This window comes from Methanoculleus methanifontis (assembly GCF_030464365.1).
Taxonomy (GTDB): domain Archaea; phylum Halobacteriota; class Methanomicrobia; order Methanomicrobiales; family Methanoculleaceae; genus Methanoculleus; species Methanoculleus methanifontis.
On record NZ_VCYI01000002.1, the window covers coordinates 120,071 to 135,030 of the forward strand.

The following is a 14,960-nucleotide window of genomic DNA, read 5'->3' on the forward strand; positions in this document are numbered from 1 at the left end:
GGAAGATCAAGTGGCTGGGGATATAAAAAAGATGTGATTTATTCTGCCGTGGCCTCGAAAGTATAAGCCTGCGTATCTTGCACGACTTCCCCATAGACCTGAAACTGCCACATTCCAGCCTCTGGCGAAGAGATCCACGTGCGGATCTGTGCATTCTTGTAACCATCGAGATCGATGTCGTGATAGTAGGCGTAGGTGCTTCCATCCGGCGAGATGATCTCCAGCGTCAGCGATTGCTGGGGGATGAACCAGTTCAGGTTCACAAACAGCGTTGAGCTTCCGGGAGGCACGTATGCGCTGTGGCCGTTCGTCTCCCCCTGCTGTATAGAATAAAAGGCACAAATACCGGTGTCGTTTTCCAAGGCATTCTCTCCCGGAGCGATGTTCACACCACATTCGTTGCCTCCGGCAAAAACCGGCGGCACAATCAGGACCAGTGCCAGCACCAGTGCGAAGATGCGGTTGTATGTCATTATATCACAGGAGAACTTCTCAAATACCTTCACTTAAGTTTTCTGTCGATCCTCTCTACACGTTCTCTGGTTGGGGCAGGCTGGCCGTCCGGGAATCAGTGTCAAGCAATGGCAGAGAGGGCCTGTCGTGCAGGGTGGGCGCTGGTGTTGGGCCCTCCTGCAAAATGGGTGCTTGTGACAGAGACACGATATCCGGTATCGATTTTCCTTTGCCGCGTGGGTTTATTATCGGTCGACGCAGTGTGAGTTTCCGGTCGACTGCGGGATGTTTTCGGAAGTAAAATGGATCGAACTGCCTCAACGTGTAGAGAGGATCGACAGAAATCGTTTATAGAAGAACGTTGATTTCTCAACCGTGGGTACCGGGACCGGTATCCCGAAGCGCGGGGGTCCACCCGGCCAAGAGCGAATCGGATGGGTGAACGTCCCGCATGCCCGGAGGCAATGGGAATGTGTGCTCTTCCCGTACTTGAAGGTATGCCTCTTCGCCCTCCGGGAAAAGAAACTGGAGGAAAACACATGAATAGGAAAATTGGAATGCGGGCATTTTCTACACTCCTGGCAGTTATGCTGGTGAGTGTGATGATGGTGCCGGTGATGGCCGCCGAAGAAGTGTGGCCGTCTCAGGGTAATGAACAAAATGTGCAATATGACCTGGAAAAATATACTGTACGTCTTGTTGATTCTGAAATACCCAAGGATCTGATCAGCGCCAGGACTCAAGCAGCAATGAGTTCCTTTGAGGAGGAATTTAAGAGTGTCCCTCCGAGATATATCGGCACGGCTGAAGTTGATATTTCTGAAGATGAGAAAGTCGTTGCGTACGTGTTTCGTGTTCTTCCAAATGGAGAGAGTGTCTCCTATGCGGAGGTAGTTACATCTGAAGAGAATCCCTCGCTGGAAGAAGTATCTTCTCGTGCAGACGCCTGGATCGATGGGCCACTGAAGAGCAAAACAGCTGAGTCCCTCATAGAAAGTGATATTGGACTTCTTTCATATGGACCGACCCCGATTCATACTGCGACGATAAGCAGAACCTACACCTGGATCGGCCGGGCGTATCTTACAACGACATGGTACTGGGATAATCAAGAGACTAACTCGAATCTGGATTATTTCTTCACAAAGACAACCCTGAGAACCGATCCCGGTTTTGATATATCCGGTTACGATCCGTATGTAAACTGTCGGTTTGATGTGGAGATAGACTCTGATTACTCTGTCCCAGGTTATTATCAGCATTTGCCGAATGTTTGTGTAAGCCAGAATAATCCACAGACTACGACCGGGTATACGACTGTCGGCCTCTCTCTCGGTACCGGTGGTTGTGCTCTTCAGTGGTCAACAGCTATTCCCGACACACGTGTTGAGCTCCACCATCCGGATGGCAACACCTATTACTGGCATGAGGAATTCGGTTTCTTTGCCGGTTGCGCAGCCACTACATTTGAGTTTACCCCGGGTCAGCACTCATACTGTTCGCAGCCATCTGCACGGGATGGGAGTACGTATATTATTTCCCGGGCGATGGCAGATGTTTCAAATGGGTGGGTGAAAATCGTGGACGGTGTCCCCTATTTCGCTCCTTCTGGAACGAACTCCTGGGGCCATCTCTGTAAGGTTAAGTGGAGTGGGGGATATGTTCATACCTAACTGGAGATAGCCTGTGTCGACACCACTAACATTTCTCTCCTTTTTGACGCCTGAACCGAAGGAACAGATTCGGATTAAATGCCTGTCTTTCATAGCGCTATTTTGTTTCTTCGCTGCAGTGATCGATGTGGCCTACGCGCTTCCCGGGAACCCATCCTATGACGATTTCACCGGTTTGAATACTGGTTCGCTCTACCTGTCTCATGAGAACATCTCGCCGCGTGAGGCAACTGGCTGGAGAGATCGCATGCCCGGTATCTCCTCCGTCCCTTCGAACCTGGAGTGCGCTTTCCGGTACGAGGCGGTCTTCTTCCCGGATATCCCTCCTGACGCAGAACTCGCTGGATACTACGCTCGTGTCCTCCCCGACGGTGTCGCGGTATCCTACGCCGAGGTGACTGACAGAGCAACCCCGGCACCGGACGGTTTTCCGGCCCGGGCGGAGGGCTGGATATCCGGCGGGGAAGCCTGTGCAGTACGTGAGCGGCTCCGTGATGCGGCCGGTTTGTCCGATGAGTATGTCGAGGTTGCACGCCACACAACCGTCCGGAGATACCCGGGTGTCGGGCAGGTGATCGCAACAACGGCACTGTACCAGCATTCTAATGACTACGATCCGGGGCACGAGTATTTCTGTTTCGGGTCTCACATCGTCATGACGCCGGAAGGTGACTGGAGAAACTCGGGATTTTGCGCGAGTTACGACCTGGACACGGCGTATTACTCCTTGAAGCCTCTTGGTGGATTTTTCGGCCAGTCCAGTCCCCAGACTTCCCCGCGATACCCGGTGTCCCCGGGAGGCGTTGGCGGTAAACTCCTGAACACCTTCGATATCTTCGGCATATTCTCCGGGTTGTTCGGCCACCAGGTCGGGTTTCACGCTCACGACACGACAGGTGTCGCCTGGGTTACTGAATGCGGATACTTTACCCCGGGTGCCACCGGTTTGCTCAATCTGACTCCGATCTCGGAGGTCATAGGGAAACAGCCCGCCGTGGATGACACCGCGTGGCACGTTCTGGCGGGCATCAAGATCGATACTAAACCTGGCTGGTCACGGCCCGGGGAGCAACCGCCGTCGTCCTGTCCCTGGGGTCACCTCGCCTTCACCCGTAAAGCAGCGGGAGCGGCCTGATGCCGGAGGGCTGTGCGGCGGCTCCTTTCCTGCGGCTCGGGTCCTGTTACCTGGAGTTTGTCCGTGTTCCGCCCCGTTGTTCGAGGATTGAAACCTGGAGAAAATGGCATGACGTAAACTACATAGGAGGCTCCGCCCTTTGGCATGCTTGCTCGTCAAGAGGGCCACGGCTGCTCTCCCGCGGAGAATGCGTCCGTCATCCACCCGATGGACCTGGACTTAAAGCAGCACCCGGCGCTTGCCTCCGCGATTCGGGATGCCGGCAGGCATGGATCCCGGCCCCGGTTCTCCCCGACAAGGCCTCTCCTATCAACCGGTGCAGCAGACGTCCCTGATTGACTGGGGCGAATCTCCCGGAGCAAAACGAACGGATCCGGCTCGACGTGTAGACGATCGTGACAGAAATCGTTTATAGGGGAACGTTGAGTTCTCATGCATAGATCCCGGAAGGCGGGGCCCACCCGGCCGGGCGGTGGTGAGGAGATGGACGGGCGGCGTAGCAATACCTGGAAAACTGCCGGACGAATCTGGGAGAGAGCGGTTCTATCGATTGAAAAGCATGCTTGTTGACGGCAAAACTCATGCAGTCCGTAAAATGGCGATCTCTCTTGCCTTTTTATCTCTCGCCATCCTCACTGCCTCATCAGGATGCCTATCGAGCGACGTTGTCGCCGACCGCCATGCTCTCTCCGTCACCCGAACCGACGCCGCCGGTATCGAGATCTGGCACGCCGTCTTTGATGGAGGGGGCGACGAATACGGCACCGTCATCGTGCCGGTTTCGGACGGCGGCCTGATTGTCGGAGGGTCGGTCAAACAATCTCCGGGAAGCGACGGGCACGCCCTGCTGCTCAAGATCGCGGAGGACGGCCGGATCGAGTGGAACCGGTCTTTCCCGGCACGGTACGGCGTTGAGGCAGTCGCCGCCCATGCTGACGGCAGTTTCACCGCCGGGACGGGTGACGGGTCTCTATTCCGGGTGGCCGGCGATGGGACACCGCTCTGGAGCAGCCGGGTTTCGGGGTCTGTGCCTGGAGTCTCCGGTCTGCCGGACGGGGGCATCGTGGCTGCAGGGAGCAAGCACGAGAGGGATATCTGGGTGGCGGTCGCGAACGATACCGGGTCGCTGCTCCGGGAAGAGACCTACCCGGATCTCGGACGGGGACGGGCTCTGGGGGTCGCTTCGGCATCGGGCGGGGGATGCATCGTTGCAGGGACGACGGATAGCCATCCGCTCTGGGTGATGCGGCTCGATGGGGAAGGCAACGTCATCTGGAGCCGCACCTTCGAGGAAGGCCCTGAGTTTATCGGGGTCATGCTTCACCGTATATACTCGGTGCGAGAGAAGCCGGACGGTAGCGTGGAACTGCTCTATAAGGTCGGCCGGGCCCTGAAGGGAGAGGAAGCCGGAGGATCGATTACGGTCGACCTGACCCTCGCCCGGGACGGCTCTGATATGAGCGTGACGGAGTTTTATATGCCCTGCCCGGTTGTCCGGGCCTCCGGCGGGGGTTACGCCTGTGCCGCCCTCGAGAGTTCCGAGGGCAACGGTTACACCATGGGGAACCATCTCGGGTCGCCGATTCACGTGATGAAATGTGACGATCGCGGTGAGATTGTCCGGGTCAGTGCCGGCACGGAGGCGGAGGTGGAAATCGTCACGGACATCTTGCAGACCCCGGATGGGGGGTTTGCGGTTCTTGGCGGGTCTACGAAGACCTGAACCTTCGAGAGCCCGTATGCTCTCCCGGTGCCGACTGCTATCATAACCTTTATAGTTAGGTCAAACCAAACTAATCAGTATCAACCATGGCGGCGAGACACGAGCACCTGTTCGAAGTGTTTGATCGCCTGATCGCCATCAAGAACGAATGCTCCTCCGAGATCTTCTCCGAATGCGGGCTTGTCGACGTGACGGTGAAGCAGGTCGCCTACCTGAAGACGATCGACGAGCACGGCGACGTGACGTTCAGCAGACTCGCCGAGATCACCAGGAACTCGAAACCCACCGTGACGGAGATGGTTAATCGGTTCGTCCGGATGGAGTGTGCCTACCGCCAGAAGTCCCCCGACGACGGGCGGGTCACCTACATCCGGCTGACCGAGAAGGGCCGGATGCTGGCAAACGCCGAGCGGAACGCGCTGAACCGGATGATCGAGAGGGTGGTGCGGACGCTCGATGAGAACGAATTGGATCTCCTGGTGGAGATCTTGAAGAAGGTCGGATGATTTTTGCCCGGCAAAACAGTTAGGTAAATGCGAACTAAACAATCCGGAGTCACCATGCACTCACAACCAGACACCAGCAAAGAGCACATCGTCATACCGCTCTTCGAGACCGTGGTCTACCCCGAGACCCGGACGAAGCTCCAGGTCGAGACGGCCATCGGGGAGGCGCTGATCGCCGCCATGAAGAGCGACGGATCGGCATATGCGGTCGGGCTGACCGCGAAGAGCGAGGCGGAAACCCCTGGGGATCCGGCCGACGCGCTCTATACGACCGGAAACCTCCTTACGATCGCGCACGTACAGCCTGCAGACGACGGCTACCTGGTCTTTGCGCACGCAACCTCCCGGGTGAAGGCCGTAACGCTCTCGGAGAAGGGCGGGCTGTTCTATGCGATCTCCGAACCCCTCCCGGACATACCGGATCTCGACGAGGAGACCCGGGCGAAGACACTTGCAGACGTCAAAGCGGCCGTTCACGAGATCAGCGGAAACTTCCAGGGCTCCGAGCAGTTCACCCGGCCCGTCGACAGGATGGAGTCCGTCGACCAGATCATGGGGTTCGTCATGCCCTTCATGCCGGTGGACGTCGAACAGAAGCAGGCCCTCCTCGAGACCGTCTCCGTCCGGGAGCGCCATGCCGCGTTCCTCGACCTCCTCGTGAACATGAACGAGAGCATCAACCTCCGGATCGAGGTGGCCAGGAAGGCTTCCGAGAAGGTCGGGAAGGCGAACCGCGAAGCGATGCTCCGCGAGCAGCTCCGGGTGATCCAGGAGGAGCTCGACGGGTGCGAGGGCTCGTCGGGCGAGGAGAACTACCGGGAGCGGATTGAGCGCTCGACGATGCCCGAGGAGGTGCGCAAGAAGGCCTTCGCCGAACTGAAGAAACTCGAGTCGGGCGGGAGCCAGCACCATGAGAGCCAGGGGATCAGAAACTACCTCGACCTCCTGCTCGATCTGCCCTGGACGGTCGAGAAGAAGAGCATCGATATCGAGGAGGCCCGCCGGGTGCTGGAGAGCAACCACAACGGCCTCGAGAAGGTCAAGGAGCGGATCGTCCAGCACCTCGCCGTCATGAAACTCAAGGAGGAGAAGCAGGGCTCGATCCTCCTCCTCACCGGCCCGCCCGGGACCGGGAAGACGAGCCTCGGCCGGAGCGTCGCGGACGCGCTGGGGAGAGAGTACGTCCGGATCAGTCTCGGCGGCGTCAAGGACGAGGCGGAGATCCGGGGGCACCGGCGGACCTACGTCGGGGCGCTCCCCGGCCGGATCATCCAGGGGATGAAGCGGGCGGGGGCGAAGAACCCGGTCTTCGTCCTCGACGAGGTCGACAAACTCGCCGCCTCCTACTCCGGCGATCCGGCAAGCGCCCTCCTCGAGGTCCTCGACCCCGAGCAGAACAGCACGTTCTCGGATCACTACCTGGAGGTCTCCTACGACCTCTCGGACGTCCTCTTCATCGCGACGGCGAACAGTCTCGCGACGATCCCGGCGCCGCTCCTCGACCGGATGGAACTCATCGAGATCTCGGGCTACACGAAGAACGAGAAGTTCGCGATCGCAAAGGATCACCTCCTGCCGGAGACCCTGGAGGAGCACGGCCTGACCACGGATCACCTCAAGGTCGAGGACGAGGCCCTGGTGGCGATCATCGACCGCTACACCCGGGAGGCGGGTGTCCGGACGCTCAAGAAGCACCTTGCCCGGGTCGCCCGGTATGTCTCGGCGAAAGTAGTCTCGGAGACGGTCGACCTGCCGGTCGTCGTGACGGCGGAGATGCTCCCCGAGATCCTGGGCCGGGAGACCGTCCGGCCGGACGTGGCGCGGAAGGAGAACCCGCCCGGCGTCGTGACGGGGCTTGCGTGGACGCCGGTCGGCGGCGACATCCTCTTCATCGAGGGGACGTTCATGCCCGGCAAAGGGAAACTGACGCTGACCGGCCAGCTCGGCGACGTGATGAAGGAGTCGGCCCAGATATCGCTCAGCCTGATCCGCTCAAGGCTCGCGGCCACCACGACCGGGTTCGACTTCTTCGCAAGCGACATCCACATCCACGTCCCGGCGGGGGCGACCCCGAAGGACGGGCCGTCGGCGGGCGTGACCCTCTTTGCGGCCCTCGCCTCCCTCGTCACGGGGAAAGCGGTCGAACCGACGATCGCGATGACCGGCGAGGTGACCCTCTCCGGCGCCGTGCTGCCGGTGGGCGGGATCAAGGAGAAGGTCCTTGCGGCGCACCGGGCCGGGATCAGGATGGTCATCCTCCCGCGGGAGAACGAGCGGGACCTCGAGGACGTTCCTGAGGACGTGCGCAGCGACCTTGCGTTCGTGACCGTGGAGACGATCGAGGACGTCCTCCGCGAGGCGCTCGGGGTAGAACTCCACGGGCCGGTCCTGCCGTATGCGGGGAAGAACCGGTGCGTGCCCGCGCACGAGTTCTAACCATCACAACTTTTTGCCGGCCCCCCCTCTATTCCGGTGTTTTTACACCCTCTTTTTGCCCCAAAAACGATCCCGGGAGTCCGACGTGTAGACGATTGTCACAGAAATCGTTTATAGAAGAACGTCGCTCTCCCTAAAGTGAACGAGACCCTCCGCACCGGCTTTATGGAGATGCCGCTCTCGGAGAACGGGGTGGTGTGTATCGCCGGGGACTACCGGGGAAAGATCGCGGAGTAGCGCGGGAACTACTACGTGATCGACTTCATCGTCGCCTGATCCCCGCCCCCCTAAACCCTCTTTGCTATCGTCTCGATCGCTTCAATAATCGTCTGCTGCTGCGGCTTGATGATCGCGACCGGGCAGTCGGCGATCTTCTCCACAATCGGCGCGAGGATGGGTGCGCAGATGATTCCGAGTGCCCCTTCCTTGTCGGCTCGCACCGCGGCGATGATGCACTCTTCAAGGGAATCGGCCGCGTAGCCCCGGATATGGTATTGCTTGCTGCCGATGGGAAGGTCGCGGTTATCGATCTCGTCGAGCAGGAACCGGGCCGCGATCACCGCGATGAAACTCTTCTCCCGGGGTTCAAGGACGTTGACGATCCGCCGGACGGTCGAGAGGCGCGGGTCCGCCCTGCCCGACGTGAGTTTGTAGAGGGTGGCGGGCGGGATCCCGGCCCGTTCCGCGAGGTCGCGGATACTCATATCCTGCCGGGCGAGCTCCTCCATGAGGGCGTCGGCAAACTCGGTTTCAAAGATCTTTCGCGAAAGCATCTATCTACTATGATATTATCTTGAAGATAATATTTTCCTAAACCGGTAAACGATCTGGCCATAAAGGAAAACACTTATGAATGCCCATGACGATGCTCGCATATGGTCTCATCACCCATCCGAGAGGTCACGATCCTCCCGGGCCGGAGCCGGAGCGGCGAGCCGGAACGGTTCGAGGCGATCCCCATCCTGTCCGGGGACACGATCTCGATCGTCGGCCCCACCGGCTCGGGAAAGAGCGCCCTCATCAACGACATCGAGGTCTTCGCCCGGGGCGACACCGCGACGGGCCGGACGGTCCTCGTCAACGGGGAATACCCTCCTGAAGAGTTCGTTCGCGACCCGGCGCACAAACCCGTCGCCCTGATCACCCAGAACACCCGGTGCCTCGCCGATCTTGCGGTTGCGGAGTTTCTCGCGATGCACGTCCGGTCCCGGAAGATGGAGGACGAAAGCATCGTCGGCCGTACGATCGCCCTTGCAAACGAGTTCACGGGCGAGGCGATCCTCCCCGGCGCCCGGATGACCGCGCTCTCCGGGGGGCAGACCCGCTCGCTCCTGGTGGCGGACGCCGTCATGATCGCAGCAGCGCCGATCATCCTCCTCGACGAGGTCGAGAACGCCGGGATCTTCAAGGAACGGGTGATCGAGGTGCTCCGGGGCGAGGGGAAAGCAGTCGTCTTCGTCACGCACGATCCTCTGGTCTCCCTCCTCTCCGCCCGACGGATCGTGATGCGGGACGGGGCGGTCGAACGGGTGATCGAGCCGGACGGCAGGGAAATCGCCGCCCTCCGGGAGGCGCTCCGCCTCGACGGTATCCTCCGCCGGATGCGGGAGCAGATCCGGGCGGGCGACCTGATCACGGGACCGGTCGGGGCATGAGGCTCGCCGTCGTCGCGGGACCGCCGTCCGCCGGGAAGACCGCGGTCGTGCGCCAGACCATCCGCACCCTTCTGGACCGGTACCGGATCGCTTACTTAAAAATCGACGTCGTCCGGGCGTTCGAGGACGAGGAGCTCGCGACCGAGTTCGGGATACCGACGCGGAAGGTCTGCTCCGGCGACCTCTGCCCGGACCACGCCGGGGTGATGGTGATGCGGGACGCTATCGCCTGGGCCGAAGAGGAGGGCGCCGACCTCCTCGTGGTCGAGAGTGCCGGGCTCTGCCTCCGCTGCTCTCCCTACACGACGCAGGGGCTCGGGATCGTCGTCCTCTCCGCCGTATCGGGGACGAACACGCCCCTGAAGATGGCCGCGATGCTTGCGCTCGCCGACATTGCGGTCGTGACCCGGATTGATCTCGTCTCCCAGGCCGAGAAAGAGGTCTTCCGGGAGCGGATCCGGGAGGTGAACCCGGACCTCGATATCGTGGAGACGAACGCCGTCCAGGGGACCGGGATGCGCTACCTCCTCCGGGCCATCGAGGACTATCCGCAGATAACCGATCCCGATACAATCGTCCTCCGGGGTGCGCCGCCGCTCGGGGTCTGCACCCTCTGCATCGGGAAGACCGAGATCGGATGGCAGAACCACTTCGGGGTCGTCCGGAGGCTCGAGGGCGCCGATTATCTCTTCCGGGGGGACTAGTCCGGTGGCGTGGAACCCCCCGGGGAAGGATTGCGGGGCCTGCGGCGCCCCGACCTGCGAGGCGTTCCTCGAGCGGGTCCGGCGGGGAGAGAAAGCCCTCCCGGACTGCGTCTTCTACCCCACCGGGACCCCCTCCCCCCGGTTCGAGGGCGAGGCTTACCACTCCGGCCGGGACGTCCTCGGCGGCGAGTACGACTTCATCCTCGATCCCCTGCCCGGGGAGGTCTCGGCCAGGAAGATCGTCCTCCCCTTCCGCCCGGACCTCGTGGAGAAGTGGGGGATTGCGGCCGGGGATATCGTCGTCGGGAGGCCGGCCGGTGCGGGCTGCCCGGTCCAGCACGTCCTCTCGGTCCTGCATGCGAGCCCAATAAGCGGCCTCCTCACCTGCCTGGTCGTCGGGCCGCAGGCCTCGCGGGGCGGAGAGTTTAAGGACGTTGAGGCGTACCACATCGTCGGTTTCGAGGGGATTGCCCGGGCGGTGCGGCGTGAACCGGTCTTCGGGATGCGGCAGCGGTTCCTGCCCGGCTACTGCATGATGAACCTTACACACACGGGTGTCGTGAATATGATTCTCGCACAGTCCGGCGGTCTCCATGTGCGGGTGGAGGACATCAGGTTATGAAGACGATAGCAGAGATCGACGAGAAGATCCGGAGCGGTTCCGCGGTTGTTTACACCGCCGCGGAGTTCAAGCGCCTCGTCCGCGAGGGTGCAGAGGTCACGGCCGCGGAGGTCGACGTGGTCACCACCGGAACCTGCGGGGTGGTGTCCGGGACCGCGGCGATCCTCTCGGTCCCGGTGGCGGCGCCGGGGACGTTCGAGCGGGCGGAGCGGGTCTGGCTGAACGGCGTCCCCTGCATGCCCGGCCCCTGCCCGAACGAGCGTCTCGGGCTGCTCGACCTGATCGTCTCCGGGACCGCCCACGCCGGGGCCGGCTACGGGGGCGGGCACCTCTTCCGCGAGATCGTCGAGGGCCGCGAGATCGAGGTGCTGGTGGAGGCCGCCGACCGCTCGATCGAGGCGCGGGTGACCCTCGAGGACTTTTCCTACGCCCGGCTCTTCACCACCCGGAGTGCGTTTAAGAACTACACCGCCTTCCTCAACACCCGGCCGACCCGGTTGACGACCATCTTCTCGGTCACGGGGCTCCAGGGGCCCTGCCGGGAGGTCTCGGTCAGCGGGTGCGGCGAGATCAACCCGCTCGAGAACGACCCGGCACGGTTCGCGATCCGGGACGGAACCCCGGTCTTCCTGAACGGCTCGGCCGGTATCGTGACCGGGGAGGGGACCCGGAGCACCCCGGCCCGCCCCAACCTCACGGTCATCGCCGATATGGTCGGGATGCAGTCCCGCTACATGGGCGGGTTTGCGACCTCCGCGGGCCCCGAGTGCATCACGAGCCTCGGCGTCGCGATCCCGGTCCTCGACGACCGGCAGGTCGCGGCCCTCCGCGTCCTCGACGAGGATATCCCGCTCCCGGTCGCCGACATCAACACCCGGACGGTCCTCGATGAGGCAACCTACGCCGACGTCTGGCAGCGGCCCGACCGGGAGGTGACCTACCACCCCGAGTGGTGCGAGGAGTGTTCGGCCTGCGTCGCGGCCTCGGTCTGCCCGACGGGCGCGTTTACCCGCGAGACCGGGATCGACCGCGACCGCTGTCTCGCCTGCACCGCCTGCATGGCCGCCTGCCAAAACAACGCCCTTGAGGCCGGCGAGGGCTCGCTCCGGGTCCGGGGGCGGAAGGTGCCGATCACGCTCCGCCAGTCCGGCCGGACGCTCGCGGAAGATCTCTGCCGGGACGTAAAAGAGCGGATCCTCGACGGTCGGTTCACCTTCACCGGGGGCGGGGGGCGGTGAGGGAGAAGTACCTCCTCCACTGCCCGGGATGCGGCCGGCCCTTCCCGGACCGCTACACCCTCGACTGCCCGTCGGGGTGCGACGCGCTTCTGCGGACGGTTTACCGGGAACGCCGGCTCATCCTCCAGGATCTCCCCGGGATCTTCCGCTACGCATCATGGCTCCCCGTCGAGGGCCGCCTCCGGATCGACGCCGGCCCGGTCTCCTACACGAGCATCGGGCTTGCCCGGGAACTCGGGCTCCCGGACCTCACCATCACGTTCTCCGGCTACTGGCCCGAGCGGGGCGGGCGGATGGAGACCTGCTCGTTCAAGGAGCTCGAGGCGCAGCCGACGGTGCTCCGCCTCCGGGAGAAGGGGGCCGGCGTCCTCCAGATCTCTTCTGCAGGGAACACCGGCCGGGCCTTCTGCCAGGCCTCGGCCCTGACCGGGGCGCCGGTCGTGGTGGTCGTCCCGGCCTCCGCCGCCGACCGGCTCTGGACGACCGTCCCGTCCCCGAATGTCTGCCTCGTCACGGTGGATGGGGACTACTCCGACTCGATCGCGTTCGGGCGGGAGGTCTGCTCGCTCCCCGGTATCGTCCCCGAGGGCGGGGCGAAGAACGTCGCCCGGCGGGACGGGATGGGGACGGTGATGCTGGATGGGACACTCTTCGCCGGCCGGCTCCCCGACGCCTACTTCCAGGCGGTCGGGAGCGGGACCGGGGCGATCGCCGCGTGGGAGGCCGCCGAGCGGCTCATCGCCGATGGACGGTTCGGCTCTCGCCTCCCGGAACTCCACCTCTCCCAGAATCTCCCCTTCGTCCCGATGGTCCGGGCATGGGAGGCGGGGAGGCGGACGATCGTGGCCGAGGATATGCCCGATGCGGAGGCCTCGATCGCCCGGGTCTCCGCCGACGTCCTCACGAACCGCCACCCACCCTGGGGAGTGCGGGGCGGGGTCCGGGACGCGCTCGCGGCCTCGGGCGGGAGGGTGTATGCGGTCACAAACGGGGCTGCCCGGTCCGCCGGGAGGCTTTTTGCCGATACCGAGGAGATCGGCCTCGACCCGGCGGCGGCGGTCGCGGTCGCCTCGCTCATCCGGGCGGTGGAGGAGGGGCTCATCGGTCCGGATGAGCACATCCTCCTGAACGTCACCGGCGGGGGATATCAGCGTGCAGCAGAAGACCTCGACCGCTACCCGGTCGAGCCCTCCCTCCGAGTCCGGGCCGGGGAGGCATTCGCAGGGGACCTCCGGGATGCCGTCCGGGGCTGGCTCGCGGAGCGGGAGGTGGCTGTCCGTGCGTGAGGGCTGCATTCTCGACCGGCTCGCCGCCCTCGGGGTCGATACGGTGGCATCGCTCCCCTGCGACAGGACACAGGACCTCTGCGCCCTCATCCCGGAGCGGTTCCGTGCCGTGAACCTCACCCGGGAGGAGGACGGTGTGGGGATCTCGGCCGGGCTCGCGATGGCCGGGAAGCGGCCGGTGCTCCACATGCAGAGTTCGGGGCTCGGGAACTCCTTGAACGCCATCATGTCCCTCACCGTCACCTTCGGCCTCCCCCTCCCGATCCTCGCGAGCTGGCGGGGGGTCTACCGGGAGGCGATCCCGGCCCAGGTGCCGTTCAACCAGGCGGTCCCGGAGGTTCTCGCGGCGCTCGGGATCCCATATACCGTCATCCGCGGTCCCGAGGATGAGGAGTTGATCGATGAGGTCGTCCGGGACGCGTACGATAATATGCGGCCGCACGTGGGGCTGATCCTCCCCTCGTTCTGGGAGGGAACGGAGGAGGCCTGCCCGGCGGAGCAGCCGCCCCCGCCCCGGGCCCGCGAGTCGGCGCTCGAGTACCGGCGAACCTTCCGGGAACCGGTGATGGCCCGGAACGACGCAATCCGGGCTATCGCCGACAGCCTGGATGGGGAAGCGGTCGTCGCAAACATCGGCGTCCCCTCAAAAGAGCTCTACGCGGCCAAAGACCGGGACCTCAACTTCTACATGCTCGGAAGCTACACCCAGGCGACGCCGATCGGGCTCGGGCTCGCGCTTGCGACGGATAGAGACGTCGTCGTCCTCGACGGCGACGGGAGCCTGCTCGGGACCGCCGTCCTCCCGGTTGTGGCGGCGCAGGCCCCGGCGAACCTCACGATCGTCTGCCTGGACAACGGGGCCTTTGGGAGTACAGGGAACCAGCCCACCCCGGCCTCCAGCCTCGTGGACATGGAGCTCCTCGCCCGTGCCGCCGGGATCCGGCGGACGTGCAAGGTGCAGGACGAGGAGGAACTCGCGGAGGCCTGGGAGAGCCGGGGGCCGGGCCCGACCTTCATTCACGTGGTCTTGAAGCCCGGGAATGCCGCGGTCCCGAACATCCCGCTTGCTCCAGGGAAGATCCGGGAGCGGTTCGTGCGGGCGTTCCGGGGATGAGGACTCTGAGATAGTCCTCCCGAATGTCCAACTTTTTGGACATCCAGAATTTTGGACGGTCCCCGGCGGCAGGGTTCCGGTTGTCGGGATGGTTTCTGCTTCCATCATCCGGCGCGCCTCACATTTCCAGCCTGCTCGGGTCACTCTCGGGATGAATTTCCACCCCGGAGGCCTGATGTGTAGATGATTGTGAGAGAGATCGTTTATAGAAGAATGTTGACGTCTCCACTGTGGGTTCCGGTGCAAACCGATTCGCATCCGGAGGAGTCATTTATGGAAGAGAGCAGGTCCTATCAATCCGTATGCTACCAACTCTTGAGAGCCCTGTCGGTACCGGTCACCGTCCTGGCCTTTTTTCCCCTGTTGGTGATCGTTTCTCTGGTACCAATCGCGATCGTGCCAGATCCGCGAGCTT

The 14,960-nt window shown here is 62.9% G+C and carries 13 protein-coding genes; 11 read left to right on the top strand and 2 right to left on the bottom strand.

Annotated features, from left to right (window positions below; genetic code table 11):
• Positions 1 to 38: 38 nt before the first annotated feature.
• Entirely contained in the window at positions 39 to 473 is a 435-nt protein-coding gene (locus FGW20_RS02055) for a hypothetical protein (protein ID WP_301676449.1), read from the bottom strand.
• Between the two features lie 519 nt (positions 474 to 992).
• On the opposite strand from FGW20_RS02055, the gene FGW20_RS02060 reads away from it, so the two are divergent.
• The 5 genes from FGW20_RS02060 (at position 993) to lon (ending at position 7,926) form a co-directional block, all read left to right on the top strand.
• The gene (locus tag FGW20_RS02060; RefSeq protein ID WP_301676450.1) at positions 993 to 2,126 is read left to right on the top strand and encodes a hypothetical protein; all 1,134 of its coding nucleotides are present in this window, start codon (positions 993 to 995) and stop codon (positions 2,124 to 2,126) included.
• 247 nt (positions 2,127 to 2,373) lie between these two features.
• Entirely contained in the window at positions 2,374 to 3,261 is an 888-nt protein-coding gene (locus tag FGW20_RS02065; RefSeq protein WP_301676451.1) for a hypothetical protein, read from the top strand.
• Positions 3,262 to 3,856: 595 nt separating this feature from the next.
• On the top strand, positions 3,857 to 4,984 hold the full coding sequence (locus FGW20_RS02070) for a PQQ-binding-like beta-propeller repeat protein (protein WP_301676452.1): 1,128 nt from the start codon (positions 3,857 to 3,859) through the stop codon (positions 4,982 to 4,984).
• A gap of 86 nt (positions 4,985 to 5,070) precedes the next feature.
• Positions 5,071 to 5,490 (top strand): MarR family winged helix-turn-helix transcriptional regulator, encoded by a 420-nt coding sequence (locus FGW20_RS02075; RefSeq protein ID WP_301676453.1) that lies wholly within the window; start codon positions 5,071 to 5,073, stop codon positions 5,488 to 5,490.
• A 54-nt stretch (positions 5,491 to 5,544) separates the two neighbouring features.
• Positions 5,545 to 7,926 (top strand): endopeptidase La, encoded by a 2,382-nt coding sequence (gene lon / locus FGW20_RS02080; protein ID WP_301676454.1) that lies wholly within the window; start codon positions 5,545 to 5,547, stop codon positions 7,924 to 7,926.
• A gap of 287 nt (positions 7,927 to 8,213) precedes the next feature.
• On the opposite strand, the gene FGW20_RS02085 is transcribed toward lon, so the two are convergent.
• On the bottom strand, positions 8,214 to 8,699 hold the full coding sequence (locus FGW20_RS02085) for a helix-turn-helix domain-containing protein (protein WP_048113816.1): 486 nt from the start codon (positions 8,697 to 8,699) through the stop codon (positions 8,214 to 8,216).
• Between the two features lie 102 nt (positions 8,700 to 8,801).
• On the opposite strand from FGW20_RS02085, the gene FGW20_RS02090 reads away from it, so the two are divergent.
• The 6 genes from FGW20_RS02090 to comE are packed head-to-tail and all read left to right on the top strand — an operon-like array spanning position 8,802 to position 14,545.
• Positions 8,802 to 9,581: an ATP-binding cassette domain-containing protein gene (locus FGW20_RS02090; protein ID WP_301676455.1), complete on the top strand. Its 780-nt coding sequence runs from the start codon at positions 8,802 to 8,804 to the stop codon at positions 9,579 to 9,581.
• Complete coding sequence (locus FGW20_RS02095; protein WP_301676456.1) at positions 9,578 to 10,285, top strand: GTP-binding protein; 708 nt, start codon at positions 9,578 to 9,580, stop codon at positions 10,283 to 10,285. Before FGW20_RS02090 ends, FGW20_RS02095 begins: the two co-directional genes overlap by 4 nt.
• A gap of 4 nt (positions 10,286 to 10,289) precedes the next feature.
• Positions 10,290 to 10,907, top strand: coding sequence for a (Fe-S)-binding protein (locus FGW20_RS02100; RefSeq protein WP_301676457.1), 618 nt, complete (start codon positions 10,290 to 10,292; stop codon positions 10,905 to 10,907).
• Positions 10,904 to 12,145 carry a methanogenesis marker 16 metalloprotein gene (locus FGW20_RS02105; protein ID WP_301676458.1) on the top strand — a complete coding sequence of 414 codons (1,242 nt, stop codon included), beginning with the start codon at positions 10,904 to 10,906 and terminating at the stop codon, positions 12,143 to 12,145. Before FGW20_RS02100 ends, FGW20_RS02105 begins: the two co-directional genes overlap by 4 nt.
• A complete protein-coding gene (locus FGW20_RS02110) occupies positions 12,142 to 13,431 on the top strand; it encodes a cysteate synthase (RefSeq protein ID WP_301676459.1) in 1,290 nt (429 codons plus the stop codon). The genes FGW20_RS02105 and FGW20_RS02110 overlap by 4 nt, the downstream gene beginning before the upstream one ends.
• Complete coding sequence (gene comE / locus FGW20_RS02115) at positions 13,424 to 14,545, top strand: sulfopyruvate decarboxylase subunit beta (RefSeq protein WP_301676460.1); 1,122 nt, start codon at positions 13,424 to 13,426, stop codon at positions 14,543 to 14,545. The genes FGW20_RS02110 and comE overlap by 8 nt, the downstream gene beginning before the upstream one ends.
• The last annotated feature ends 415 nt before the right edge of the window (positions 14,546 to 14,960 follow it).